At 73.2% G+C, this 24,818-nt stretch carries 22 protein-coding genes; 13 read left to right on the top strand and 9 right to left on the bottom strand.

Annotated features, from left to right (window positions below; all coding sequences use genetic code 11):
* Positions 1 to 178: 178 nt before the first annotated feature.
* From ACIBH3_RS11720 to ACIBH3_RS11685, 8 genes are all read left to right on the top strand, one after another.
* Positions 179 to 1,351: an ABC transporter substrate-binding protein gene (locus tag ACIBH3_RS11720; protein ID WP_396311758.1), complete on the top strand. Its 1,173-nt coding sequence runs from the start codon at positions 179 to 181 to the stop codon at positions 1,349 to 1,351.
* 35 nt (positions 1,352 to 1,386) lie between these two features.
* Positions 1,387 to 2,346 (top strand): ABC transporter permease, encoded by a 960-nt coding sequence (locus tag ACIBH3_RS11715; RefSeq protein WP_396311757.1) that lies wholly within the window; start codon positions 1,387 to 1,389, stop codon positions 2,344 to 2,346.
* Complete coding sequence (locus ACIBH3_RS11710; RefSeq protein ID WP_396311756.1) at positions 2,334 to 3,185, top strand: ABC transporter permease; 852 nt, start codon at positions 2,334 to 2,336, stop codon at positions 3,183 to 3,185. The genes ACIBH3_RS11715 and ACIBH3_RS11710 overlap by 13 nt, the downstream gene beginning before the upstream one ends.
* A 13-nt stretch (positions 3,186 to 3,198) precedes the next feature.
* Positions 3,199 to 4,284, top strand: a complete 1,086-nt coding sequence (locus ACIBH3_RS11705; RefSeq protein WP_396311755.1) for an ABC transporter ATP-binding protein — start codon at positions 3,199 to 3,201, stop codon at positions 4,282 to 4,284.
* Positions 4,285 to 4,468: 184 nt separating this feature from the next.
* On the top strand, positions 4,469 to 5,140 hold the full coding sequence (locus ACIBH3_RS11700) for an HAD family hydrolase (protein ID WP_396311754.1): 672 nt from the start codon (positions 4,469 to 4,471) through the stop codon (positions 5,138 to 5,140).
* A gap of 6 nt (positions 5,141 to 5,146) precedes the next feature.
* Positions 5,147 to 5,467 carry a DMT family transporter gene (locus ACIBH3_RS11695; RefSeq protein ID WP_396311753.1) on the top strand — a complete coding sequence of 107 codons (321 nt, stop codon included), beginning with the start codon at positions 5,147 to 5,149 and terminating at the stop codon, positions 5,465 to 5,467.
* 172 nt (positions 5,468 to 5,639) lie between these two features.
* Complete coding sequence (locus ACIBH3_RS11690; protein ID WP_396311752.1) at positions 5,640 to 7,076, top strand: endonuclease/exonuclease/phosphatase family protein; 1,437 nt, start codon at positions 5,640 to 5,642, stop codon at positions 7,074 to 7,076.
* 14 nt (positions 7,077 to 7,090) lie between these two features.
* Positions 7,091 to 9,046 carry a phosphocholine-specific phospholipase C gene (locus ACIBH3_RS11685; RefSeq protein WP_396311751.1) on the top strand — a complete coding sequence of 652 codons (1,956 nt, stop codon included), beginning with the start codon at positions 7,091 to 7,093 and terminating at the stop codon, positions 9,044 to 9,046.
* A 127-nt stretch (positions 9,047 to 9,173) separates the two neighbouring features.
* Here the strand turns inward: ACIBH3_RS11685 and ACIBH3_RS11680 are convergent, their stop codons facing one another.
* The 5 genes from ACIBH3_RS11680 to ACIBH3_RS11660 all read right to left on the bottom strand — a co-directional run bounded on the left by ACIBH3_RS11680 (position 9,174) and on the right by ACIBH3_RS11660 (position 13,366).
* Positions 9,174 to 9,887 (bottom strand): phosphonatase-like hydrolase, encoded by a 714-nt coding sequence (locus ACIBH3_RS11680; protein WP_396311750.1) that lies wholly within the window; start codon positions 9,885 to 9,887, stop codon positions 9,174 to 9,176.
* 12 nt (positions 9,888 to 9,899) lie between these two features.
* On the bottom strand, positions 9,900 to 11,021 hold the full coding sequence (locus ACIBH3_RS11675; RefSeq protein ID WP_396311749.1) for a TIGR03364 family FAD-dependent oxidoreductase: 1,122 nt from the start codon (positions 11,019 to 11,021) through the stop codon (positions 9,900 to 9,902).
* A 174-nt stretch (positions 11,022 to 11,195) separates the two neighbouring features.
* The gene (locus ACIBH3_RS11670) at positions 11,196 to 11,708 is read right to left on the bottom strand and encodes a pyridoxamine 5'-phosphate oxidase family protein (protein ID WP_396311748.1); all 513 of its coding nucleotides are present in this window, start codon (positions 11,706 to 11,708) and stop codon (positions 11,196 to 11,198) included.
* Between the two features lie 306 nt (positions 11,709 to 12,014).
* Positions 12,015 to 12,698, bottom strand: a complete 684-nt coding sequence (locus tag ACIBH3_RS11665; RefSeq protein ID WP_396311747.1) for a phosphatase PAP2 family protein — start codon at positions 12,696 to 12,698, stop codon at positions 12,015 to 12,017.
* Entirely contained in the window at positions 12,698 to 13,366 is a 669-nt protein-coding gene (locus tag ACIBH3_RS11660; RefSeq protein ID WP_396311849.1) for a DedA family protein, read from the bottom strand. The genes ACIBH3_RS11665 and ACIBH3_RS11660 overlap by 1 nt, the downstream gene beginning before the upstream one ends.
* A 129-nt stretch (positions 13,367 to 13,495) precedes the next feature.
* Between ACIBH3_RS11660 and ACIBH3_RS11655 the strand changes: the two genes are divergently transcribed.
* Complete coding sequence (locus ACIBH3_RS11655) at positions 13,496 to 13,870, top strand: BlaI/MecI/CopY family transcriptional regulator (protein ID WP_396311746.1); 375 nt, start codon at positions 13,496 to 13,498, stop codon at positions 13,868 to 13,870.
* 399 nt (positions 13,871 to 14,269) lie between these two features.
* Positions 14,270 to 15,799, top strand: coding sequence for a GAF domain-containing protein (locus ACIBH3_RS11650; protein ID WP_396311745.1), 1,530 nt, complete (start codon positions 14,270 to 14,272; stop codon positions 15,797 to 15,799).
* On the opposite strand, the gene ACIBH3_RS11645 is transcribed toward ACIBH3_RS11650, so the two are convergent.
* Entirely contained in the window at positions 15,751 to 16,146 is a 396-nt protein-coding gene (locus ACIBH3_RS11645) for an SsgA family sporulation/cell division regulator (RefSeq protein WP_396311744.1), read from the bottom strand. The genes ACIBH3_RS11650 and ACIBH3_RS11645 overlap by 49 nt on opposite strands.
* 442 nt (positions 16,147 to 16,588) lie before the next feature.
* Here ACIBH3_RS11645 and ACIBH3_RS11640 point away from each other — a divergent pair, with 442 nt between their 5' ends.
* From ACIBH3_RS11640 to ACIBH3_RS11630, 3 genes are all read left to right on the top strand, one after another.
* A complete protein-coding gene (locus tag ACIBH3_RS11640) occupies positions 16,589 to 17,821 on the top strand; it encodes a hypothetical protein (RefSeq protein WP_396311743.1) in 1,233 nt (410 codons plus the stop codon).
* Positions 17,822 to 18,041: 220 nt separating this feature from the next.
* Positions 18,042 to 19,271 carry a TerD family protein gene (locus ACIBH3_RS11635; protein WP_396311848.1) on the top strand — a complete coding sequence of 410 codons (1,230 nt, stop codon included), beginning with the start codon at positions 18,042 to 18,044 and terminating at the stop codon, positions 19,269 to 19,271.
* 210 nt (positions 19,272 to 19,481) lie between these two features.
* On the top strand, positions 19,482 to 21,095 hold the full coding sequence (locus ACIBH3_RS11630) for a peptide chain release factor 3 (RefSeq protein ID WP_396311742.1): 1,614 nt from the start codon (positions 19,482 to 19,484) through the stop codon (positions 21,093 to 21,095).
* A gap of 114 nt (positions 21,096 to 21,209) precedes the next feature.
* On the opposite strand, the gene ACIBH3_RS11625 is transcribed toward ACIBH3_RS11630, so the two are convergent.
* The 3 genes from ACIBH3_RS11625 to ACIBH3_RS11615 all read right to left on the bottom strand — a co-directional run bounded on the left by ACIBH3_RS11625 (position 21,210) and on the right by ACIBH3_RS11615 (position 24,811).
* Positions 21,210 to 22,709, bottom strand: a complete 1,500-nt coding sequence (locus tag ACIBH3_RS11625) for a hypothetical protein (protein WP_396311741.1) — start codon at positions 22,707 to 22,709, stop codon at positions 21,210 to 21,212.
* A gap of 103 nt (positions 22,710 to 22,812) precedes the next feature.
* The gene (locus ACIBH3_RS11620; protein ID WP_396311740.1) at positions 22,813 to 24,315 is read right to left on the bottom strand and encodes a hypothetical protein; all 1,503 of its coding nucleotides are present in this window, start codon (positions 24,313 to 24,315) and stop codon (positions 22,813 to 22,815) included.
* A gap of 109 nt (positions 24,316 to 24,424) precedes the next feature.
* A complete protein-coding gene (locus tag ACIBH3_RS11615; RefSeq protein WP_396311739.1) occupies positions 24,425 to 24,811 on the bottom strand; it encodes a cupin domain-containing protein in 387 nt (128 codons plus the stop codon).
* Between the last annotated feature and the right edge of the window lie 7 nt (positions 24,812 to 24,818).

Raw genomic sequence — 24,818 nt, 5'->3', positions numbered from 1 at the left:
GCCGGATTCCACCGTTCCCGCAGCCGCCCCCCGTTCTGGGGCGTCCGTTCACCTTCCCGTCACCGGACTCCGGCGTACTTACCCCCGTCGGAGGAAGTTGGCTAGTCAACTCCTCCGCCCCCAACGCGAAACGCCCCCAAGATCCTCCTCGCAGACGCCCCGATCAGGAGACTGACCCGTGACCGTGCACCGTGCCCGCGCCGCAGCCTTCGCGGCAGTACTGACCGCCGCCGCGCTCTCCCTCTCCGCCTGCGGCTCCGCGGGCTCGACCGCCGCGAAGTCCGGCGACGCCGCCAAGGCCGGCACCAAGGAGGCCAAGGACGCCACCTCCGCCGCCGACTTCGGCGGGATGGACGCCCTGGTCGCCGCGGCCAAGAAGGAGGGCAAGCTGCACGTCATCACGCTGCCCAAGGACTGGGCGAACTACGGCAAGATCATGGACTCCTTCAAGGCCAAGTACGGCATCGAGATCGAGGACGAGAACCCGGACGGCTCCAGCCAGGACGAGATCAACGCGATCACCTCCCGCAAGGGCCAGGACCGCGCCCCCGACGTGGTGGACCTGGGCAGCGCCTTCGCGCAGTCCGCCGCCAAGGACGGCCTGCTGGCCCCGTACAAGGTCGCCGCCTTCGAGAAGGTCGGCGAGAGCATGAAGAACAAGGACGGCCTGTCGGTCAACGACTACGGCGGCTACATCTCGATCGGCTGCGACGCCAAGAAGATCACCACCTGCCCGAAGACCTTCGCCGACCTGCTCAAGCCCGAGTACAAGGGCCAGGTCGCGCTGAACGGCAACCCGACCAAGTCCGGCTCCGCGTTCGGCGGCGTCTACGCGGCGGCCCTGGCCAACGGCGGCTCGCTGGACAACATCCAGCCCGGCATCGACTTCTTCGGCAAGCTGAAGCAGTCCGGCAACTTCAACCCGGTCGAGTCCACCCCGGCGACCATCGAGAAGGGCGAGACGCCGATCAGCATCGACTGGTCGTACCTCAACGCCGGCTACACCGACGAGTTCAAGGCCAAGAACGTCGACTGGCAGGTCTCCGTCCCCGTCGACGGCAGCTACGCCCAGTACTACAACCAGGCCGTCAACAAGTGGGCCCCGCACCCGGCGGCCGCCCGCCTGTGGCAGGAGTACCTCTTCAGCGCCGAGGGCCAGAACCTCTTCCTCGGCGGCTACGCCACCCCGGCCCTCTTCGACTCGCTGAAGAAGGAGGGCACCCTCGACGCCGCCGCCGCGGCCAAGCTGCCGGCCGTCGAGAAGCCCTTCACCACCTTCCCGACCCAGGACCAGATCGCCGCGGCCAAGAAGACCGTCACCGAGAACTGGACCAAGGCGATCGCCGGCTGAGCCGGAAGACCAGGCTGAACGGGCTCACCACCACCATGACCACGGCTCCCACCCCGGTGCCGACCCCCGCCGCCACTGACCTCGGTGGCGGCGCGGGGCCGTCGGGCACCGTCTCCAAGACCTCCCCCACCCCGCCCCGCCGCCGGCTGCGGCCGCGCGGCGGCTCCTGGCTGGCCACCGTGCCGCTGCTGGCGTTCTTCGCGATCAGCTTCGGCCTGCCCGCCGTCGCCATCGCCATCGGCGCGTTCACCGCCTCCAGTGACGCCGAGACCGGCGCCGGCGCGTTCACCACCGCCAACCTCACCGACTCGGTGCAGGGCGCGTACTGGACGGCACTGCTCAGCAGCGTCAAGCTGTCCGCGCTCACCGCGCTGCTCGGTACGGTGCTCGGCCTGCCGATCGCCCAGGCCGTGGTGACGTCCCGCTTCAGGGCCGTCCGCGAGGCCGTCCTGTCCGCCTCCGGCGTGCTGGCCAACTTCGGCGGTCTGCCGCTCGCCTTCGCGTTCGTCGCCACCCTCGGCAACGCCGGCGAGCTCACCAAGCTGCTGCACCTGACCGACCACGGCTGGAGCCTGTACTCCTTCACCGGGCTGACGGTCGTCTACCTGTACTTCCTCGTCCCGCTGATGGTGCTCAGCATCACCCCGGCGCTGGACGGCCTGCGCGCCCAGTGGCGCGAGGCGGCCCACAACAACCGGGCCACCACGCTGCAGTACTGGCGCCACGTCGCCCTGCCGATCCTCTTCCCCTCACTGCTCGGCGGGTTCGTGCTGCTCTTCGGCAGCGCCTTCGCCGCGTACGCCACCGCGGCCGCGATGGTCGGCGCCACCGTCCCGCTGATCAGCCGCTCGATCGCCGACGCGCTGTCGGGCAACGTGCTGGTCGGCCAGGGCAACCTCGCCCTCGCGCTCAGCCTCGACATGATCGTGGTGGCCGTCCTGGTGATGGCCGTCTACCTGCCCCTCCAGCGCCGGAGTGCCCGATGGCTCAACTGATCTCCAAGCTCCGGCCCCGACGATTCAGGCTGTGGCGCGGCGCCGTCCTGCTGATCGCGGGCCTGTACTTCCTGCTGCCGATGGCCGCGTCGGTGTACTTCAGCATCGACGACCCCAAGGGCTTCACCTTCGAGGCGTACACCGGGCTGCTGAACGCCCCCGGCTTCACCGACAGCCTCTGGCTGACCCTCCGGCTGGCCGTGGTCACCGTACTGGTGCTGCTGCTCCTGCTGGTCCCCGCGCTGATCGCGGTGCGGCTCGGCTCGCCCCGGCTGCGCCCCGTCCTGGAGGTGGTCTGCACCCTCCCGCTGGTCGTCCCGCCGGTGGCGCTGACCGCGGGCCTGATCGGGGTGCTGCGCTGGGGCCCGGACTACCTGATGGACACGCCGTTCTTCCAGACCTTCGTGTTCGTCCAGGACCCGCAGTTCCCGCTCGTCCTGGTGATCGCGTACGTGCTGATGTCGCTGCCCCTGGCCTACCGGGCGCTGGACGCGGGCCTGCGCGCGGTGGACGTGCGCACCCTGGTCGAGGCCGCCCGCAACTGCGGGGCGAGCTGGCCGCGGGCGGTGTTCACCGTCGTGCTGCCCAACCTGCGCGGCGCCCTGCTCAACGCCTCCTTCCTCACCCTGGCCCTGGTCCTCGGCGAGTTCACCGCGGCGTCGATCCTCGGCTACCAGCCCTTCGCGGTGTGGATCTACTCGGTCGGCAACAGCCAGGCCCAGATGTCCGTCGCGGTCTCGGTGCTCAGCCTGCTGATCACCTGGGTGCTGCTGCTCCTGCTGGCCGCCGCCGGCCGTGAGCGCCGCCACCGCGTACCCGCCCGTCCCTTCAGCCGTTAGCGGAGAATCCCCCATGACCACGGTTACCGCCCCCGTCGCCGGCGTGCCCCTCGCGCCCGGTAGCGCGACCGTCGAGTTCCGTTCCCTGCGCCGCTCCTTCGGCGCCACCACCGCCCTGGACGGCCTGGACCTGACCGTCCACCCGGGTGAGCTGCTCGCCCTGCTCGGGCCGTCCGGCTGCGGCAAGACCACCGCGCTGCGCATCCTGGCCGGCTTCGAGCAGCACGACGCCGGCCAGGTGCTGGTGGACGGCGAGGACATCACCCGCATCCCCGCGCACCGCCGCGACGCCGGCATGGTGTTCCAGTCCTACAGCCTCTTCCCGCACCTGACGGCCGCCGACAACGTCGCCTTCGGGATGCGGATGCGCGGCACCGGCAAGGCCGAGCGCCGCCGCCGCGCCCTGGAGCTGCTGGAGCTGGTCGGCCTGCCGCAGCACGCCGACCGCTACCCGCACCAGATGTCCGGCGGCCAGCAGCAGCGCATCGCGCTGGCTCGGGCGCTGGCGCTCCAGCCGCGCGTCCTGCTGCTGGACGAGCCGCTCTCCGCGCTGGACGCCAAGGTCAGGCTCAGCCTGCGCGAGGAGATCCGCCGCCTCCAGCAGGAGCTCGGCATCACCACCCTGTTCGTCACCCACGACCAGGAGGAGGCGCTGTCGATGGCCGACCGGGTCGCGGTGCTGCGCGCCGGCCGCCTGGAGCAGTGCGCCACCCCGTCCGAGCTGTACGCCCGGCCGGCGACGGCGTTCGTCGCGGAGTTCGTCGGCACCATGAGCCGCATCCCGTGCACCCGCGCCGGGCAGGACGTCGAGGTGCTCGGCCGGCGCCACCCGGTGGACGGCGTGCTGCCCGCCGACGGTGAACTGGACGTCCTGGTCCGGCCGGAGAACGTCGGTCTCACCGCGGACAACTACGGTCCGGCGCTGGTCGTCGCCGCCTCCTTCCTCGGCGCCGTCACCCGGCTGACCGTCCGGCTCTCCGACGGCACCGAGGTCAAGGCCGACCTGCCGACCGAGGCCGCCGCCGCCCTGCCGATCGGCAGCCGGGCCGGCATCGGGCTGCCCGAGCGACCGGTGCTGGTGGACCGCCGCGCGGCCTGAACCGGGCGAGCCCCGAGCCGGGTACGCCGAGCCGGGCGGCCTGAGCCGGCCCCGGTGTTCCGCCGCCCGGTCACCGGCCGGTCACCGGGCCGGGGAACCGACGCCACGGCCGGCCCTGTTCGCGCCTACGTACCGAAGCACCGGAACCACCCGAAGTACCCGAAGCAGCTGAAGAGGTACCGCCATGCCTGATTCCCGCCCGCCGGCCGCCGTACTGTTCGACATGGACGGCACCCTGGTCGACACCGAGCACCTCTGGTGGCAGGCCGCGGCCGAGCTCGCCACCGAGCTCGACCTCACCCTCACCGAGGACGACCTGCCCGAGGTGCTCGGCCAGGCCGTCGAGCACACCGCCGCCCACCTGCACCGCGCCAGCGGCACCGAGCGCACCGAGGCCGACCTGATCGAGCGGCTCGGCGACAGCTTCGCGGACAAGGTCGCCACCGAGATCGTCCCGCGCCCCGGCGCGCTCGCCCTGCTCGCCGCGCTGCGCGCCGCCGACGTGCCGACCGCGCTGGTCTCCGCGTCCCCGCGCCGGGTGGTGGACCTCGTCCTGGGGAGCCTGGGCACCGAGTGGTTCACCACCACCCTGGCCGCCGAGGACACCGAGCGCACCAAGCCCGCACCCGACCCCTACCTCGCCGCGGCCCTGCGGCTCGGCCTGGACCCGGCCGTCTGCGTCGCCGTCGAGGACACCCCGACCGGCGTCGCCTCCGCGCAGGCCGCCGGCTGCGCGGTGCTCGCCGTGCCCTCCGCCGTACCGATCCCGGCCGCCCCCCGGGTCACCCTGCTGGACAGCCTGGTCCACGCCGACCTGGCCTTCCTCGGGAAGCTCGGCGCGGCCCGGGCGGTTTGACGGACCATGCCCTACCTGCTGCTCGCCCTCGCCATCGTCAGCGAAGTCTGCGCCACCAGCTGCCTCAAGCTCACCGAGGGCTTCAGCCGGCTCTGGCCGAGCCTCGGCGTGGCCGTGGGGTACGTGCTGTCGTTCGTGCTGCTCGGCCGGGCGCTGAAGCACATCCCGGTGTCGGTCGCCTACGCCGTCTGGTCGGGGGCGGGCACCGCGGCGGTGGCCGGCATCGGTGTGGTGCTGTTCGGCGAGTCACTCGGCCGGGCCCAGTGGCTCGGCCTCGCCCTGATCATCGTCGGCGTCGTGGTGCTCAACCTGCGCGGCAGCCACTGAGTCACCGGGGAACCGCGCCGAGCGAAACCGGGCCGCACGCCACCACGCCTATGTGTCAGGGGAGTTACCGATCCTCCCGGCAGCCGGCCATCCGCCGTTCACACGCAGTACGCGCCCCTTCGGGTCAATTGGGTCCTCCAGTTGTACGACCAACTTGACCTGAAGGATCCCCGTGGCCGCAGGCAGCACGCTCGCGCTCAGCTCTCCCACCAGTCCCACCGAGGGTGACAGGCTCACCTTCCACTGGACGACCAGCGCCCCCGACGCCAAGAACTGGGTCGGCATCTACGACGGCACCCGGCAGCCCGGTACCGGCGCCTCGCTGCTGTGGAAGTACACCCCCGGCGGGTCCGGTGACGTCCAGCTGGACACCTCCGCGCTCACCGGCGGCCCGTACACCGCCTACCTGCTCGCCAAGGACGGCTACGGCATCCTGGCGCAGAGCGCGCCGTTCACCTTCCGGCCGAAGCCGGCGCTCGCCCGGCCGCACGCCGTGGTGGACGCGCTCACCGCGACGCCGGTGGCTCCCGGTGCGGCGGTCGGCGTCAAGCTCGGCCGGCTCTGGGCCCGCCCGGCCGGCAATCCGGTGGGCAGCGCGACCTTCCGGAAGACCGGCGGCGACAGCTGGCTGTCCGTCGGCGCCGACGGCACGGTCACCGGCACCGCGCCCGGCACCGCCCTCGCCCACCCGGCGCTCGTCACCGTCGGCGTCAAGGACAGCGCCGGCGCCACCGACGCCCTCACCGTCCAGGTCCCGGTGCTCGCCCCCACCGCGCCGGTGCGCCTCAAGGTCGCCACCTGGAACCTCTGGGACGCCGGGACCCACGTCACCGACGCGCTGGAGAAGCAGCTGCGGGTGATCCTCACCCAGGGGCTGGACGCGCTCGCCCTCCAGGAGACCGCCGGCACCGCCGCCCAGGCCCTGGCCGACGCGCTCGGCTGGTACGCCTACCAGAGCCCGGGCAGCGTCGGCATCCTCAGTCGCCACCCGCTGGCCGCCGTCACCCCCGTGACCGCCACCCTGCCCGCCGCCGCGGCCACCCTCCAGCTGCCGGGGGGCCGCAGCGTCCGGCTCTGGGCGGCGCACCTGGACGAGGCGAACTACGGCCCGTGGGCCGCGCAGGACGGGTCGAGCGCCGCGCAGGTCGAGGCCGCCGAGAACGCCTCCGTGCGGCTCCAGCAGGCCAAGGCGCTCGCGACGGCTGTCAGGGCGGACCTCGCGGCCGGCGCCGCCGTGGTGCTGGGCGCGGGCCTGTCCTCGCCGTCCCACCTGGACTGGACGGCCGCCACGGCGCCGGCGCACAGCGGCGTCGGCCCGGTCAACTGGCCCGTCACCGTGGCCCTTCAGGCCGCCGGCCTGACCGACAGCTTCCGCCGCGCCCACCCCGACCCGGCCGCCGCCCCGGGCAACACCTGGTCCCCCACCCGCAAGGTGCGCGGCAGCAAGCCCGAACCGCAGGACCGGATCGACCAGGTGCAGTTCGCCGGCCCGCTCACCCTCGCCGAGGCCCACACCCTGGTCACCGGCTGGCCGCAGGCCGACCCGGGCGCCGCCGCCAACGGCTGGCCCTCGGACACCGCCGCCGCCGTCGCCACCTTCACGCTCTGAGAGGCCCGCCCATCATGTCCGAGCTCTCCCGTCGTACCTTCGTCGGCGCCACGGCCGCGGCCGGCGCCGCCGCGCTCGTCGGTCTGCCGTCCACCTCCGCCGCCGCTGCCGCCGCTCCTTCCGGCACCATCGCCGACGTCAGGCACGTCGTCGTCCTGATGCAGGAGAACCGCAGCTTCGACCACTACTTCGGCACCCTGAACGGCGTGCGCGGCTTCGCCGACAAGCAGGCCCTGCAGTTCCCCGACGGCTCCGATGTCTTCCACCAGCCCGACCCGGCCCGCACCGACGGCGGCGCGATGCTGCCGTACCGGATGGACACCGGCAAGTACAACGCGCAGAACGCCGGCGGCCTCGCGCACGACTGGGCCACCGGCCACCAGGCGATCAACAACGGCGCGATGAACAAGTGGATCCCCGCCAAGGGCGAGCGCACCATGGGCTACTTCACCCGCGCCGACATCCCCTACCAGTACGCCCTCGCCGACGCCTTCACCCTCTGCGACGCCTACTTCTGCTCGCTGGCCGGCCCCACCGACCCCAACCGGCTCTACCTCTGGACCGGCACCGCGGGCCCCGGCCGCGACGGCACCACCGGCCCGTGGATCGACAACACGCCCGTCACCGACAACCCCGTCGCCGACTGGACCACCTACGCCGAGCGCCTGCAGAACGCGGGCGTCAGCTGGCGGGTGTACCACAACCCCAGCAAGGACGACCGTACCGGCGACTACGACGACAACGCCCTCTCGTACTTCGAGCAGTTCCACAACTTCCCCACCACCGACCCGCGTTACATCAACGCGATGACCAGGTTCGACCCGGCCGCCTTCGACGCGCACTGCAAGGACGGCACCCTGCCGACCGTCTCCTGGCTGGTCGCCCCGTACCTCTTCTCCGAGCACCCCAACGCCGGCCCCGCGTACGGCGCCCACTGGGTCAACACCGCGCTCCAGTCGCTGATGTCCAACCCCGCCGTCTGGCAGCACACCGTCTTCCTCGTCATGTACGACGAGAACGACGGCTACTTCGACCACATGATCCCGCCCACCCCCGAGCCCGGCACGCCCGAGGAGTTCACCCAGGGCCGCGCCATCGGCCTCGGCAACCGGGTGCCCCTCTGGGTCGCCTCCCCCTGGTCCCGCGGCGGCTACGTCAACTCGCAGGTCTTCGACCACACCTCCGTGCTGCGCTTCCTGGAGCTGGTCACCGGCGTCACCGAGCCCAACATCTCCGCCTGGCGCCGCGCCGTCTGCGGCGACCTCACCAGCTGCTTCGACTTCGCGGCCGCCGACTTCACCCTCCCCGCCCTGCCCGACACCACCGCCCTGATGGCCAAGGCGGACGCCGGCACCAAGCTCCCCACCGTGGCCCTGCCCGCCGTCGGCACCCAGGCCATGCCGGCCCCCGAGCCGGGCACCCGGCCGCGCCGCCGGCTGCCGTACCGCCCGTGGGCGGACGTCACCGTTGACCGCTCCACCGGCCTGGTGACCTGCACCATGACCAACTCCGGCACGGTGGCGTTCCCGTACACCGTCTACCCGAACATCGTCCTGGCCTTCGCGGGCACGCCCTTCACCGTCGCCCCCGGGGCCACCCGCAGCTACACCTGGGACGCCACCACCACCGACGGACGCTACGACTTCACGGTGCACGGCCCCGACGGCTTCGTCCGCCGCTTCGCCGGCACGGTGGTCCGGGACGGGCAGGACGACGTGGCCGTCCCGTCCGTGACGGCCACCGCCGGCGCCGGCCCCTCGGTCACCCTCCAGCTGGCCAACGACGGCGGCACCGAGGTCGCCTTCACCGCCGCCCCGAACGACTTCGCGGGCACCGCCCAGACCCTCTGGCTGGCCCCCGGCGCCCGCACCAGCCTCACCTGGCCGCTGGACCAGGGCCGCTACGACGTCGTGGTGAAGGCCGCCACCGGCACCCGCTTCACCCACCGCTACGCGGGCACCCTGCACTGAGCCGACACCGCCGACGAGTGGGAAGTCGGCCCGGCCGACTTCCCACTCCGGGCGGGTCGGCGCGCCGGCGCCCGATCGGTGTCCGCGAGCGCGCGGGCCGCCCGGAGAACAGGCTGCCCGGGCCCGGTCAGCCCGCGAGGAGGGCCGGGAGGTCGGCGATCGAGGGCAGCACGTGGGTGGCGCCGTCCGCGCGCAGGCGGGGCTCGTCGTGGGCGCCGGTGAGCACGCCGGCCACGATCGGGGCGCCGGCCCGGGTGCCGGTGAGCATGTCGTAGCCGGTGTCACCGGCCACCGCGAGCTGGCGGACGGAGTCGGTGCCGGTGCGCAGCAGCGCGGTGAGGGCGAGGTCGGGGTAGGGGCGGCCCCGGCCGGCCTCGGCGGGGCACAGCGTGAGGTCGGCGATGTCCTGCCAGCCGAGGGCGGCCAGGATGCGGTCCTGGGTGGACCGGGAGAAGCCGGTGGTCAGGGCCACCTTGCGGCCCTGACCGCGGAGTTCGGCGATCACCTCGGCGGCGCCCGGCAGGGCGGCGCAGTGCCCGGCGTCGACCAGGTCGTGGTAGGCGGCCTCGAAGGCGAGGTTGGCGCGCTGGGCCTTCTCCTCCTCGCCGAAGAGGTGGCGGAAGACGGAGATCTTGGACTCGCCCATGGTCGCGCGGACGTGCTCCAGCATGCGCTGGTGCTCGGGGCTGTCGGCCTCGACGCCCAGGGTGCCCGCGGCCACCCGGAAGGCCTGCTCGACCAGGCCGCCGTCGGCGACGGTGGTGCCGGCCATGTCGAGGACGACCAGGCGGATGTCGGTGGCGAGGTCGGTGGCCGTGTCGCCGGCCGTGTCGGTGGTCATCTGCGGGGGTCCTTAGAGGTTGGTGAGGTCGGCGGTGGTCTCGGCGATGGCGGGCGAGCAGGTCATACCGCGCCCGCCGGGGCCGGTGACCAGCCAGACGCCGTCGCGCAGCCGCTCGCGGTGGACGACCCGGGTGGTGTCGGTGCACTGCGCGTACACGCCGGCCCAGCGGCGGCGGATGCGCGGCAGCTGGCGGCCGAGCAGCTCCTCGGCGACGCCGGTGAGGTGCTCGTACGGGTCCTCGTCGACGTCGAAGGCGAAGGGATGGTCGTACTCGTGGGTGTCGCCGATGGTGAGGCCGCCGTCCCGGCGCTGGACCATCAGCAGCTGCATCCTGTGCGCGGCGGCGACGGGCGGCTGCGGCTGGAGGGCCTTGAGCTCCTCCAGCGCGGTACCCGCGAAGGCGGGGTAGTAGCGGAAGCTGTCGGCGTCGGCGACGGATCCGGTGAGCGGCTCGCCGAGCGGGTCGGTCTGCATCATCTGGAGCCGGACGCGGCGTACGGGCAGCTCGGGGGCGAGTTCGCGGATCAGGCCGCCGGTCCAGGCACCGGTGCAGAGCACGACCAGGTCACCGGTGTGCACGTCGCCGTGGTCGTCCCGGACGGCGCGCTCGCCGATCACCTCGCGGACCTCGCGTCCGGGCAGGAAGGTGTAGCGGCCGCCGGCCAGCAGGGCGGCGCGCAGGGCGGGCTGGGCGGTGCGGGGTTCGACGGCGGCGTCCCGGTCGCAGGCGAGGGCGCCGAGCAGCTTGCCGCGCAGGGCGGGGTTGGCGGCGCGGGTCTGCTCGGCGTCGAGCAGCCGGAAGCCGCGCTCGGGGGCGTCCGGCAGGGTCAGGGCCTGCTCGGCCACGGCGAGTTCGGCCTCGGTGCGCAGCGCGGTGAGTGAGCCGTTGGCCCGGAAGCCGAGGTCGGGCACGTCTGCGCCGATCCGCTCCCACAGCTCGCGGGCGCGCAGGGCGGTGGCGAGCTCCTCGCCGGCGGCCCGGCCGCTGACCCAGATCAGGCCGAAGTTGCGCACGGACGCGCCGCGCGCCTCGCTCTCGCGCTCCAGGTGGATGACCTCGTGGCCGCGTTCGACGGCCTGCCAGGCGTGCATGGTGCCGAGCGCGCCTGCTCCTACGACGATGACTCTCATGCGGCCAGGCTGGTGCGGGCAGGTGTCGGCAGATCGTCCGGCCGGCGGCGCGGAGGTGAACCACCTCGGAAAGTTGTACAGACAACCCTGGCCTGCCTCGGCCTGACCGCGCAACAGGACGCGGCCTGCGGATCAGCGGTCGGGCGTCAGCGGTCAGCGGTCAGCGGTCAGCGGTCAGCGCAGAACGGCGGCCCGCAGGTAGTTGCGCCGTCCGAAGGTCGGCTCGTCCACCACCGTGAGCTCCTCCACCTGGAACCGGTAGAGCGCCGCCGCGCCACCCCCGGTCAGGAACTGTTCCCGGATCTCCGGGTCCCGGGCGAAGGCCGGGTAGCGCCCCTGGTACGCGGCGAGCGCCGCCTGCGCCTGCCGGCCCCAGGCCTCACCGGCGCCGCCGGTCAGCTGGATGCCGCGCAGCTGCTCGCCGAAGACCGGCGGCGGCAGGAAGACGGTGGCCGCCGCTCTCGCCTCCTCGGTGAGGTGCAGGCTGTGTCTGGTCGACCGCTCGCTGACGAAGTAGAGCACCAGGTCGTCGTCGTGCGCGTAGAACGCCAGGTTCGCGTGCGGCCCGCGCTCGGGGCCGGCGGTGGCCAGGCTGAGCACCATGCTCTCGGCCAGCAGCCCTTCGACGCCCTTGCGGAACTCCTCGGCGGGCCAGTCGCCCCGGGTGATGTCGAGTCGGTACGGCATGACGCATCGCATCCCTTCGCCGGCACGGCTGAGCCGGGCGCGCCCACGCACTCGCGGGCCCCCGCCCGGCTCACATGCTCTCCCCGCTCGCCGGGCGGCACAAGGGCCGCCGTACCCGGCCCGCACAACGCCCGTACGCCTGCGCTACGACGTCCGTACGACCGCTCCGCCGTACGGCTGCTCCGCGCCGACCCGGCATCAGCGCGGAGCGCGAGGACCCGCCCGGCGCAGCACGCGGCCCGGGCGCACCACCCGGCGCAGCACGCGGCTCAGCGCCCGACCCAGCGCTCGGCCCGGCTGCACCGCTCAGCGCCGGTGCGCCTGGAGCGCGCCCTCGCCCTGCGGCTGCGCGGTGTCCGGGCCGGCGCCCAGGAACGGCCCGAGCAGGCCGGTCGGCGCACCGCGCCCGCGCGCCACCAGCGGCGCGGCCCGCCCGGCGAGCAGCGTCAGCGGTACGGCCACCAGCACGCCGACCAGCGAGCCGACCAGGACGTCGTGCGGGTAGTGCACCCCGACCCAGACCCGGGAGAACGCCATCAGCGCGGCCGCCACCAGCGCGAACCGGCCGAGCCTGGGGTGGGTGAGGAACAGCGCCGTCGCGGCGGCGAAGGCGGTCACCGAGTGGTTGCTCGGGAACGACCAGTCACCGGCCCCCGGGCAGGAGTCCAGCGTCACGCTGCCCAGGATCTGCGCGCACGGCCGGACCTCCTCGATCAGGGTCTTGAACCACGAGTTGACGGCGAACGCCACCAGCACGATCAGCGGCGACGCCAGCACCCTGGCCATCACCTGGGGCCGCTCGCCGCGCGCCCGCCACCAGGCGCACAGTATGAGCACCGCGAACAGCGCGGCCCCGACCGTGGACCAGAGCGTGACCAGCTGGTCCAGCCAGCGCGGGGCACCTTCGGCCCAGCCGATGACCGTGGTGTAGAGGCCGCCGTCGATACCGCTGCCGTCGTAGGCGAGCGGCCGGGTGGCGGCAAGCACCATCAGGAGTCACCACCCCGGCGCCGGGACCTCCGGGTGCGGAACACTTCCAGAAGAATCGGGATCATGGAGACAACTACTACCAGACCGATGATCGGCAGGAGATAACGGTCGATACTGGGCACGGACGAGCCGAGCGCGTACCCGGCCAGCACCACACCGACGGTCCACACCGTGCCACCGACCACCTGCCAGAGCGTGAAGGTGCGCACCGGCACCTCCAGCACCCCGCAGAGCGGGTTGAGCACCGTGCGCACCACCGGGATGAAGCGGGCCAGCACGATGGCCTTGCCGTACCCGTACCGGGCGAGCAGCTCCTCCGCGCGCTCTACCCCGCGCAGCAGGCCGGGGCGGTCGTACCGGGTGAGCAGCGCACGGCCGCCCCGCCGCCCGATCATGAAGCCGACCTGCGCGCCCACCAGGGCCCCGGCCAGGGCGGCGGGGATGACCTGGTAGAGCTGGAGCTGCGGACCCTCGGTCGCACCGGGGACGCAGAGCAGGCCGGCGGTGAAGAGCAGCGAGTCCCCGGGCAGGAAGAAGCCGATCAGCAGCCCGGTCTCGGCGAACATGATCACGGCGATGCCGAGGGCACCGAACGCGGCGAGCAGGGAGGAGGCGTCGAGCGGGTTCACCGCCAGCGGGTGTCCCGCTTCTGCGGCGTGCGCGAGCATGACGGACGGCTGGAGCACGGCCGGCGGACCTCCCGTACGTTGGAGGGCGACCCCGCGGAGCACCCCGCCCGTCTACAGTGGCGTAGACGGTCTACGTGACGGTAGACGATACCCGGAGGAATGCCCGACATGCCCGAAGCGCCGCACGCCCGCCGCCCTTCAGGGGAGCTGGAGGCCCAGGTGCTGGCCGCGCTCTGGGCTGCCGAGCACCCGCTGACCCCCCAGGACGTCCAGGCGACGCTCGGCGGCGGCCTCGCCCGCACCACCATCGCCACCATCCTGGCCCGACTGCACGACAAGGGCACGGTCGAACGCGCCCGGGCCGGACGCGCCTACGCGTACACCCCGACCGTCCAGGACCCGGCCGGCCTCTCCGCCCACCGGATGCGCAGCGAACTCGACCGGGGGGCCGACCGCTCCACCGTGCTCGCCCGCTTCGTCTCCGCCCTGTCCGAGGAGGACGAACGCCTGCTGCGCGACCTGCTCGGCGACGCCCCGCGCTGACGGCCGGTCACGACCGGTCCAACGAGTGGACGAAGCACCACGCGAACACCGCCACCCCCAGCAGCAACGGGAGTGACGGCAACGCCGGCAACCCGAACGCCAGCAGCTTCCACCCCAGGGCGCCGCCCCCGGCCGGCCGCCCCACCGCCCCCGGCACGACCCCGCCGCGGCCCCCGGCCACAGCCCCACGCCGGCCTCGCCACCGCGCCCCGCACGGGCGGGACCCCCGAAATCCGCGCGAATCGAGTACCAACCGGAACCACCACTCACTCCCGTAACGTCCACCCGTCGGCGGACCCACTGACTTCGCCAACTCCAGCCCCGCCCGCAGCCGCTCGCCGTAACCTTTCGTCAGCGTGCCGGCCGCGGCACCCGACGGACCACGGAGGGGAGAGCCGAGTGCCGCAGACCCGACGGCAGCCCCAGCCGCCGGCCCGCCGCACGGCGACCGGCACCGCGGAGCTGGCCGCCGCCCACGACCGCGCCGCCGCCGGCCCCGCGGAGTCCACCGGCCCGCCGCCACGCCCCGAGATCGGCGACTCGTGGGAGCGTCTGCGCCGCCTGGGCCTGAGCCCCGACAGCGGAGCCGCCGCCACCCACCTGACCATCGCCGAGGTGGAGCACCGCCGCCGCGCCAGCGGACTGGACGAGGTCCTCTCCGTCCTGCGCGCCACCCTGCTCGAACCGGCCGGTGCCACCCCGCTGATCCTCGCCATCGCCGACGCCGAGGGCCACATCCTGTGGCACGAAGGTGAACGCCGGCTGCGCCGCGACGCCGACGGCATCGGCTTCACCAACGGCGCCCGCTGGGTGGAGGAGACGGTCGGCACCAACGGCATCGGCACCACGCTGCGCACCGGCCGCCCGATGCAGGTGCACTCCGCCGAGCACTACCTGCGCAGCCATCACTCCTGGACGTGCGTCGCCGCCCCCGTGCACGACCCCCGCACCGGGCGGCTCGCGGGCATCGTCAACCTCAGCGGCCTGGCCAACAGCGTGCAGCCGCACCTGCTCCAGCTCGCCGCCACCGCCGCCCGGCTGGCCGAGACCGAGCTACGCGCCCGCCAGCTGGAGTCGCTGCACCACCTGCGCACCCTCGCCACCCCGCTGCTGGCCCGGGTGCAGGGCCCCGCGCTGGTCGTGGACGGCGCCGGCTGGACGGCCGCCGCGGTCGGACTCCCGCCGCCGACCCGGCTCCGGCTGCCCACCGGCGGGTGGCAGGGCGCCACCCTGCAGTGGCTGCCCTCGCTCGGGGAGTGCGCCGTGGAGCCGCTGGCCGACGGCTGGCTGGTCCGGCCGGTGCTGCCGCCCGACTCCGCCGGCGCGGACACCGGCGCGGACACCGGCGCGGACACCGCCGCCGGAGCGGCCGAGCAGACCGAGGGCGCCCGGGTCCGGCTGGACCTGCGCCGCCCCGACCGCCCCGAGCTCTCGGCGCACGGCGCCGCCGGCGCGTGGTCGCACGCACTGAGCCCGCGTCACGCCGAGCTGCTGCTCCTGCTCGCCACCCGCCCCGACGGCTACAGCGCCGCGCAGCTCGCCGACGCCGTGTTCGGCGATCCGGGCCGTACCGTCACCGTCCGCGCGGAACTGTCGCGGCTGCGCCGGTTCCTGGGCGGGCTGATCGCGCACCGGCCGTACCGGTTCGCCGATTCGGTCGCGGTGCGGGTGGAGGGGCCGGACGAGCCGTACGACCTGCTGCCCGGCTCCGTCGCCCCGGCGGTGCGCCAGCTGCGGGTCGAGCTCGCGGCGGGCCGTACGCGGCTGCCGGGCGCCGGACCGGTCCGCGAGAGCGCCCACCCGTCGGCCGGCCACTCCCCGGGCACCCGGCCCCGGCTCGCGGGGGCGGTCCCCGTCGGCCCCGTCCCCGCGATCCCCGCTCAGTCCTCGGCCAGCAGGGCGGACAGCTGCGCGTCGGTCGGGCCGTAGTCCGCCTCGGCCTGGGCCGACACCACGGTGTACGTGCGGTCCAGCCAGGCCTGCACCCGGGGCTTGGAGGCCTCCAGCAGCGCGCTGCCGTGCGGCGACTCCAGGGCCAGGTGCAGGGTCGAGCCGTGGCAGGGGCAGTACGCGGGCCAGAGCTTGACGTCGCCCTGTCCGCTGAGGGCGCGCAGGCCGTCGCGCAGCAGCTCGCGCGAGAAGACCCAGTCCGCTTCGTCGGCGCGGCCCTGATGGAAGGTCAGCAGCACCTCGTACGGACGCTCCGGGTCGTACCTGAACAGGGTGCGCACCTCGCCCACCACATCGTCGCCGAGCGAGATACGCAGCTTCAGCACCTCCTCCACCGCCGCCGGAGCGGCGGTGGAGCCTTCCTCATCGCCGCCCGTGGGGGTAGCGGCGAGAGGGGCACTGGAGGGTACTGAGAGGGGGTCGCGCGGCATGACGAGTTCTCCGGAACGGCTTGGGATGTCCTTCAGCCTGCGCCCCCGGAGGGCACCCGGGCAAGGGTTGCAAGGGGTTGCAATGTCCTGGACACCTCAACCCCGGACCTCCCGCCGTCGGGCAGGGGCGCACAGCCAGGACCGCGCGCCCCCGATCTCGGACGGACCGTCAGTTGCCTTGCCGGGACGGGCCGTCCACGAAATGGATCCGCGCCGCCCGAGGACTGGCCAAGGCGCCCGCCCGCGCTGGTAACCTCGTGCCCCTGCCCGCGCGGGTACGCGTGTCCGGGCCCGCACGGTCGGTGACGTCCGGCGGTACCCGTCCCCGGGAGGACCCGTGGGAGAATTCGGCGGTTGGCAGCGGGAGGGAGAGGCACCGGTGGCCCTGCGGGAGTACACCGAGACGGCTGTGGACCGCCCGGGCGGGCAACCCACGCGACACGGCAGGCACAGCCGCCCGAAACCCTTCGGCGGGCGCCTGCGGCTGCCGACGCTGCGGTTCTCCGGCGCCGCGATGGCGATGTCCACCGTGGTCGGCATCAGCATCGCCACCACCTGGCTGCTCAGTGAGCAGCAGGGCGTGGCCCGCCGGGCCGGCATCGCCGCCGCGAGCCCGCCGCCGCCCGCCCGGGGCGCGGACGAGGGGAGCGATCAGCCGCAGCCCGGGGACGGCCGCGAGAGCGGGGATCGGGTCGGCGCACCGTCCGGCGGCGCGCCCTCGCCGCGCGGCGTGGGCCCGCTCGCCGGTGTCCCCGGTTCGCGCTCCAGCGCCCGCGCCACCCCGTCCTCCGGCCCGAGCAGCGCGCCGGCCACCACGCCGGCGTCCGAGCCCGGGCCGTCCGCCGACGCCGGTCCCTCGGCGAACGCGGCACCGGCCTCCCCGGGCCCCGACGCTCCGGGCCCGGACGTGCCGACCGCGGATCCGTCCGGCTCCACCGCCTCCCCGAGCGCCTCCCCCACCGCCGGCGCCTCCCCGAGCGGCAGCCCGAGCCCCGGCAGCTCGCCGTCCGCCGCACCCGAGCCGCATCCGATCGCCCCGACGCCGGGCGCCCCCGACGCCGACCAGGCCCTGTTCGGCACGGCCGTCGAGCACCCGCTCGGCCACCACGGCAACCGGCACATCCTCAACCTCGCGATCACCGAGCCGCTGACCGCCCTCCAGGCGGAGTTCCGGCTCAGCCCCACCGAGGTCGCGCCCGGCAGCACGGCGTGGACCGACCTGGCCGGCGCCGAGGTGACGGTCTCCCAGGAGCGCGGCACCCTGGTCTACCGCTTCAGCGCCCCCGCCGGGACGGACGTCCAGGCCGGCCACTACACCTTCGGCGTACGCGGCGCCCGCCCGGCGCCCGTGGACGCCAAGCGCCCCACCGAGACGTGGACGGCCTCCGGCTTCGGCATCACCCGTCCGCGCGCGGTGGCCACCTCGGGCGCCTTCCTGCGCCCCACGCCGCCCCCGGTGCCGTCGCCGTCCGCCTCGCCCACCGCCACCGCGTCCCCCTCGCCCGCACCCTCCTCCTCGCCCGCACCCTCCCCCACCCCCGCGCGCGGCGCTCCCCTCCCGAGCCGCTGATCCCCGGCCCGGACGGCCTGGTTCCGCCCGGCACTCCGGCCGCGGCTCCCGGCCGCAGGATCCCGACCACGCCGATCCCCCCACCGGTCAGACGATCCGACAGGTCACGGCCCGTCGGCCGCTGCCTTTGCCGGAGCCGTTCGTTACTGTGGTGCCAGTCGGCACGTCGCCCCATCGACGTCTCGCCATCGCATCCGAGGAGGAGTTCGTGACCACGGTCCTGACCCAAGGCGGCAACGCCCCGCTGACCGCCGCGCGGGTCACCGTCGAGGTGACCGCGCCCACGGCGCTGGACGTCTCGGGTCTGCTGCTCACCGACGCCGGGAAGGTCCGCTCGGACGCCGACTTCGTGTTCTTCAACGCCCCGCAGGGCCCCGGCGTGACCCACCGCCCGGCCGGTGGCGGCGCCGCGGACGCGATCACCATCGACACCGCCGCCGTGCCCGCCGACATCACCAAGATCGTGGTGACGGCCAGCCCGGACGAGGCGGGCGCCACCTTCGCCGGCATCGAGCCGACCGCGACCGTACGGGACGCCGACACCGGTCAGGTCCTGGTCACCTTCACCCCGCCCCGGCTGACCCTGGAGACGGCGCTGATCGTGGTCGAGGTCTACCGGCGCGGCGGCGTCTGGAAGGTCCGCGCCGTCGGCCAGGGCTACGCGGACGGGCTCGCGGGCATCGCCACCGACTTCGGCGTCCGGATCGAGGAGGAGCCCGCCCCCGCCGCGGCGAGCCCCGCCGCCGCCCAGCCCGCCCCCGCCCAGCCCGCCGCCCCCGTCCAGGCGACATCGGCCCCCGCCGCCCCCTCCCAGGCCCCGGCGATGCCCCCGGCGCCGCCCGCGCCGCCGGCCGCAGCCGCGCCCTCGCTCACCAAGGTCACCCTCGACAAGGGCCGGGTGAGCCTGGCCAAGGGCGGCTCGGTCTCGCTGGAGAAGAACGGCAAGCCCTTCCTCTCCTCCGTCCGGATGGGCCTGGGCTGGGAGCCCGCCGGGCGCGGGCGCAACATCGACCTGGACGCGTCCTGCATCGCGTTCGACGGCCAGCGCAACAAGATCGAGACAGCATGGTTCATGAAGCTGTCGATCTTCAACGGCGCGATCGCGCACTCCGGTGACAGCCTCACCGGCGAGGGCTCGGGCGACGACGAGTCGATCACCGTGCACCTGGACGGGCTGCCACCCGAGGCCGTCGGCCTGGTCTTCGTGGTGAACTCCTTCTCCGGCCAGAAGTTCACCGACGTCAAGAACGCCTACTGCCGTCTGCTGGACGCGGCCTCCGGCCAGGAGCTGGTCCGCTTCGACCTCACCCACGCCGAGCCGCGCACCGGCGTGGTGATGTGCAAGCTGGTCCGCCAGTTCTCCGGCGAGTGGGTGATGACGGCGATCGGCGAGTACGTCGACGCCAAGACCGCCCGCGCCATGGTCAAGCCCGCCGCTTCGATGCTGTAGCCGCCGTGGTCGACGGGTGTGCAAGCGCCGTGTCGACACCGCCCGGCCGGCGGCGGTCCCCGGGTGTACCGGGGGCCGCCGCCGGCGGCATTCGGGGTTAGGCCGTCCGGCCCCTTAGAATCGGTCCTCGGGCCTGCGGAGCAGACACCCGGCTCAGCGGGCGCGGAGAGGCATCGCCGGCCTGATGCCAACCCGTACCCGAGGAATCACGTGAGCAACGAACAGTCCATTCCCGTACTCCAGGTTCTCAACGAGGCCGGCCGCCGCCGCACCTTCGCGGTGATCAGCCACCCCGACGCGGGCAAGTCCACCACCACCGAGGCGCTCGCCCTGCACGCCCGGGCGATCACCTCGGCCGGTGCCGTGCACGGCTCGGGTGCGCGCAAGGGCGTCACCAGCGACTGGATGGAGCTGGAGCGCGAGCGCGGCATCTCGGTGACCTCGGCGGCGCTGCAGTTCGGCTACCGCGGCCATGTGATGAACCTGGTCGACACTCCCGGTCACGCCGACTTCTCCGAGGACACCTACCGCGTCCTGGCGGCCGTCGACTGCGCGATCATGCTGGTCGACGCCGCGAAGGGCCTGGAGGAGCAGACCCGCAAGCTGTTCGCGGTCTGCCGCCACCGCGGCGTCCCGGTGATCACCTTCATCAACAAGTGGGACCGCCGGGGCCGCGAGGCCCTCACCCTGCTGGAGGACATCGAGACGCACCTGGGCATCACGCCGGTGCCGGTGGTCTGGCCGGTCGGCGTCGCGGGCAACCTGCGTGGCCTGGTCCGGGCCGAGGACACCGAGCAGATGCTGCGCTTCACCAAGGTGCCCGGCGGCACGCACGCCGCCATCGAGGAGCAGCTGACCGCCGAGCAGGCCGAGGAGCAGGAGGGCGAGGACTGGCAGACGGCTCTGGAGGAGCTGGAGCTGGCGCTCTCCTCCGGGCCCGGCTACGACCAGGAGGCCTTCGAGGCCGGCAAGATCAGCCCGGTCTTCTTCGGCTCCGCGCTGAGCAACATCGGCGTGAAGCTGCTGCTGGACGCCGTGGTCGACCTCGCTCCCTCCCCCGCCGCGCGTCCGCTGGCCCAGGGCGGCAGCCGCGAGGTGAGCGAGGAGTTCTCCGGCCTGGTCTTCAAGATCCAGGCGAACATGGACCCGGCCCACCGTGACCGGATGGCCTTCGTCCGGGTCTGCTCCGGCGTCTTCGAGCGCGGCATGAACGTCACCCGCGCCGCCAGCGGCCGCTCCTTCGCCACCAAGTACGCGCAGACCGTGTTCGGCGCCGAGCGCACCGTCGTGGACACCGCGTACCCCGGCGACGTGGTCGGTCTGATCAACGCCAGCGCCCTGCGGGTCGGCGACACCCTGTACGCCGGCAAGAAGGCCGAGTTCCCGCCGCTGCCGGCGTTCGCCCCCGAGTACTTCGCGGTGGCCCGGCCCAAGGACATCAGCCGCTCCAAGCAGTTCCGCAAGGGTGTCTCGCAGCTGGACGAGGAGGGCGTGGTCCAGGTGCTGGTCTCCGACCGGCGTGGCGACCAGGCCCCGGTGATGGCGGCGGTCGGCCCGATGCAGTTCGACGTCGTGCTGCACCGGATGGAGCACGAGTTCTCCTCCCCGATCACCCTCGACCGGCTCTCCTACCAGCTGGCCCGGGTCACCGACGCGGAGGGCGCGGCCGAGCTGGCCAAGGCCCGCCTGACCGACTCCGAGGTGCTGGTGCGCCGCTCGGACAACGCGCTGCTGGCGCTGTTCGCCGACAAGTGGCACCTGAACGCCTTCCAGCGGGCCAAGCCGGACATCCTGCTCCAGCCGCTCATCGCGACCGCCGACTGACCGCCGACGCACCGCACAGTCACCGCCGGCCCCGCGTCCGCACACGACACCGCCCCCGCCCCTACCAGGGCGGGGGCGGTTCGCGTCGGCGTCGGCTGACGGCCGCGGTGCGGCTCAGCGCATCCCGGGCACGGTGGAGCGCACCCAGGCCGCCCAGTCGCTCTGGAACTTCTCCACCGTCAGACCGGTCGCGTCGGTGATCTGCTGCTTGTACTGCTTGGGGTCGCTGTAGTGCGCCGCGACGAAGGCGAGCGTCTTCTGCTCGCCGTACTTCTGCGCCATGTACCGCAGCGCCAGGCACCCGAGGATGTAGTGCGCGCCGCGGTCCTGGGACTGCCCCGCGTAGAAGCCCAGGCTCTCCGGGAGGGTGCCGTCGAAGCGGTAGCCCTGGAGCAACGCCTGGGCCGTGGCTCGCGCGGCGTCGTCCCTGCCCCTGAAGGCCATGTAGTCGCCGAAGCCCTCGACCACCCAGAGCTGGGTGTCCTGGAGGCCCTGCACGAGGACGTACTCGGTGGCGAGGGTCTCGACGATGGCGTGGCCCATCTCGTGCCGGCTGATCTCGGTGACGCCGTTCTTCCACTCGGAGCTGGTGAAGCGGCTCAGCGAGCTGTCCATGACGATCCGGCTGCTCCCCGGCAACAGGTTCTTCTCGGTCTGCGACCCGTACGCGGGGATGGGCTTGTTGACGCCCGCCTCCTGACTGTCGTTCTTCTTGCCCTCACCGCTGTAGAGCTTGTTGTAGACCTCGCGGCGCTTCTCCAGGGTGATGAAGAACCCCTTCGCGCCCTCGCGACCGCCGGTGGTGGCCGGACCGTTCTTCTTCCAGGCCTCCAGGTCGTCCTTGGCCGCCTGCGCGATGACGTCGATGTCACGGGTGAGCTCGGCGGCCTGGCCCTTGTCCGCGACGACCACGAGGTTGTCGCGGGTCTCGACCGCCAGCTCCTCGTAGTAGTCCCAGGGGGCGGGGTAGAAACTGCCCTTGGCTATCTTGTCCGTGTAGTCCTTGGCGCCGGACACCTCGGTGATCAGCTCGTCGCCCTGTTCGAGCCGCCAGTTGTAATCTTCCGGCACCGGACTGGAGTCCACGCCCTTCACCTGGTGGACGAAGGTGACCGCCATGTCGCCGTTCAGCGGAGCCGGGTACCGGGTCTCCCAGCGGGCCGTCTCCCAGGGGATCTTGACGAGGTTGCGGAAGAGCTTGCGCTGCTTCTCCTTCAGCTCCGCGCCCTTGAACGGCTTGACGAACGCCTCCTCGTCCTTGGCGGCGAGCGCGGCGGTCATTCCGTCGGCCGCCCGCTCCCAGGGGCGGCTGACGTGCTCCTTGCTGAGGTCGACCGGACCCTTGTTGTTGGCGAGGTGGTAGACCGCCGCCCCGACGACCACCGCGATCAGGGTGACCAGCGTGCCGACGACGATCAGGACGGCCTTCAGCCCGCGTCTCGGCGGCCGCCCGGGCGGCGGCGGCGCCGGTGCGTACGGCTGCGGTGACTGCGGTGCGCCGTAGCCGAATTGGGGCTGCGGCGGCTGGCCGTAGTGCGGCGGCGGCGCGCCGTACGGCTGCTGGGCAGGGTAAGGCTGCCCGCCGGGCGCGGCGGGCTGGGGCGGATACGACATGGGACTCCCCCGTAGATACGAACATGCATTTCATAGCACAGGGGCGCCGTTCACCCGGTGCTGACGATCCACCGAGTGCGCGGCGCCCCCTGCGATGTACGGCTCAGCGGACCCCGGGCACGTTGGCCCGGACCCAGGCCGCCCAGTCGCTCTGGAACTTCTCCACCGTCAGACCGGTCGCGTCGGTGATCTGCTGCTTGTACTGCTTGGGGTCGGCGTAGTGCGCCGCGACGAACGCGAAGGCCTTGTCCTCGCCGTACTTCTGGGCCATGTAACGGATCCCGAGCGACCCGAGGGCGTAGTGCGCGGAGCGGTCCTTCGCCTGGTCGGCGTAGAAGGTCAGGCTCTCCGGCAGGGTGCCGTCGAAGTTGTACCCCTGGAGCGACGCCTGGGCCACCGTGCGGGCCCGGTCGTCCCGGCCCCGGAAGGCCAGGTAGTCGGCGAAGCCCTCGATCACCCACATCTGGGTGTTCTGCAGGCCCTGCACGATGACCTGTTCGGTCGCCAGCAGCTCCACCGTGGCGTGGCCCATCTCGTGGCGCCCGATGTCGGTGACGCCGTTCTTCCAGTCGGCGCCGGTGAAGCGGCTCAGCGAGGTGTCCATCACGATCCGCGACCCGCCCGAGACCCGCTCCTTGGAGGCCTGCGAACCGTGCGCGGGGATGGGCATGTTGACGCCGGCCTCCAGGCCGTCGTTCTCCCGGCCCTCGCCCGCGTACAGCTTGTTGTAGACCTCGCGGCGCTTCTCCAGGGTGATGAAGAAGCCGCGCGCGCTCTCCCGCCCGCCGGTGGCGGCGGGCCCGGACTTCCTCCAGGCCTCCAGGTCGTCCTTGGCCGCCTGTGCGAGCACGTCGGCGTCCCGCTGCACCTCGGCGGCCTGGCTCTTGTCGGCGACCAGGACGAGGTTGTCGCGGGTCTCGACCGCCAGCTCCTCGTAGAAGTCCCAGGGAGCGGGGTAGAAGCTGCCGTCCGAGGTCTTGCCCTGGAGGGTCTTGGAGCCCGAGACCTCGCTGATCTTCGGATCGGTGATGGTGTCGTCGACGCGCCAGTTGTACGTCTCGGCCACCGGCTTGCTGTCAACGGCCTTCACCTGGTGCACGAAGACGACCATCATGTCGCCGTTGAGCGGGCGGGCGAACTGGGTCTCCCAGTGGGCGCTCTCCCAGGGGATCTTGACGAGGTTGCGGAAGACCTTGCGCTGCTTCTCCTTCAACTCGTCGGTCTTGAAGGCCTTGACGAACGCCTCCTCGTCCTTGGCGGCGAGCGCGGCGGTCATACCGGCGGCGAGCTTCTGCCAGGGGCTGTTGTCACCGCCGATGTCCGGCTGGGCGGGGCGGGTGGTGACGTGGTAGATCACCATGCCCGCAAAGATCGCGATCAGACCGCCGAGGGTGCCGAGCCCGATCAGGAAGGCTCTGAGGCCACGTCTCTTCGGCGGCTTCCCCGACGGCGGGCCCGGCGCGTACGGCTGGGGCTGCTGGGCGTACGGCTGGGCCTGCCGCCCGTACGGCTGCGGCGGCGGAGTCCCGTAGGGCTGCTGCCCGTACGGCTGCTGGGCGGGGTAGGACTGCCCACCGGGCGCGGCGGGCTGAGGCGGGTATGACATGAGACTCCCCCGTGAGATGCGAACATGCATTTCATAGCACAGGGGTGCCGAGGAACCGGCCGTGAGGAGCTCGGTCAGACCACCGCTCGGGCGCGGGAGTTGGCCGAGGTCACCAGGGTCCGTGTTCGAGTCGGGCCTCGTCCGGGGTGCCCGGCCACGGCGGGACGGTCGTGGCAACCACCCGCAGGCCGTCCGGGCCCGCGCGGAACTGGAACGTCGTACCGAGCGGGATGGTCAGGCAGACGCCCGGTTCGAGCGCGGCGATCTCCTCGCGGCCGTCCTGGCTGCGCCACATCTCCCCGGCGCCCGCCACCACGTACCAGATCTCCTGCACCGTGGCGTGGGACACCGCCTGCGAGACCTGTCCCGGGGCGAGCTCGAAGTGCGCGAAGCTCGCGGCGCCCGCCAGGACCTCCAGCGGCCGCACCGCCGACCCGTCCGGCGCCGTGACCACGGCGGTCTCCTGCATCCGCGACGTGCTGAACGGCAGGCTCATGCCGAGA

Source organism: Kitasatospora sp. NPDC050543 (genome assembly GCF_044457565.1).
Lineage (GTDB): Bacteria > Actinomycetota > Actinomycetes > Streptomycetales > Streptomycetaceae > Kitasatospora.
Note: the sequence above shows the minus strand (reverse complement) of the source record. Positions and strands in the feature narration are given on the sequence as shown.

Excerpts from the sequence above, each read along its gene's own strand:
- ACIBH3_RS11715 (WP_396311757.1), top strand. The coding sequence starts at position 1,387 with ATGACCACGGCTCCCACCCCGGTGCCGACCCCCGCCGCCACTGACCTC.
- ACIBH3_RS11710 (WP_396311756.1), top strand. The coding sequence starts at position 2,334 with ATGGCTCAACTGATCTCCAAGCTCCGGCCCCGACGATTCAGGCTGTGG.
- ACIBH3_RS11705 (WP_396311755.1), top strand. The coding sequence starts at position 3,199 with ATGACCACGGTTACCGCCCCCGTCGCCGGCGTGCCCCTCGCGCCCGGT.
- ACIBH3_RS11700 (WP_396311754.1), top strand. The coding sequence starts at position 4,469 with ATGCCTGATTCCCGCCCGCCGGCCGCCGTACTGTTCGACATGGACGGC.
- ACIBH3_RS11695 (WP_396311753.1), top strand. The coding sequence starts at position 5,147 with ATGCCCTACCTGCTGCTCGCCCTCGCCATCGTCAGCGAAGTCTGCGCC.
- ACIBH3_RS11685 (WP_396311751.1), top strand. The coding sequence starts at position 7,091 with ATGTCCGAGCTCTCCCGTCGTACCTTCGTCGGCGCCACGGCCGCGGCC.
- ACIBH3_RS11680 (WP_396311750.1), bottom strand. The coding sequence starts at position 9,887 with ATGACCACCGACACGGCCGGCGACACGGCCACCGACCTCGCCACCGAC.
- ACIBH3_RS11675 (WP_396311749.1), bottom strand. The coding sequence starts at position 11,021 with ATGAGAGTCATCGTCGTAGGAGCAGGCGCGCTCGGCACCATGCACGCC.
- ACIBH3_RS11670 (WP_396311748.1), bottom strand. The coding sequence starts at position 11,708 with ATGCCGTACCGACTCGACATCACCCGGGGCGACTGGCCCGCCGAGGAG.
- ACIBH3_RS11665 (WP_396311747.1), bottom strand. The coding sequence starts at position 12,698 with ATGGTGCTTGCCGCCACCCGGCCGCTCGCCTACGACGGCAGCGGTATC.
- ACIBH3_RS11660 (WP_396311849.1), bottom strand. The coding sequence starts at position 13,366 with ATGCTCGCGCACGCCGCAGAAGCGGGACACCCGCTGGCGGTGAACCCG.
- ACIBH3_RS11655 (WP_396311746.1), top strand. The coding sequence starts at position 13,496 with ATGCCCGAAGCGCCGCACGCCCGCCGCCCTTCAGGGGAGCTGGAGGCC.
- ACIBH3_RS11625 (WP_396311741.1), bottom strand. The coding sequence starts at position 22,709 with ATGTCGTATCCGCCCCAGCCCGCCGCGCCCGGCGGGCAGCCTTACCCT.
- ACIBH3_RS11620 (WP_396311740.1), bottom strand. The coding sequence starts at position 24,315 with ATGTCATACCCGCCTCAGCCCGCCGCGCCCGGTGGGCAGTCCTACCCC.
- ACIBH3_RS11615 (WP_396311739.1), bottom strand. The coding sequence starts at position 24,811 with ATGAGCCTGCCGTTCAGCACGTCGCGGATGCAGGAGACCGCCGTGGTC.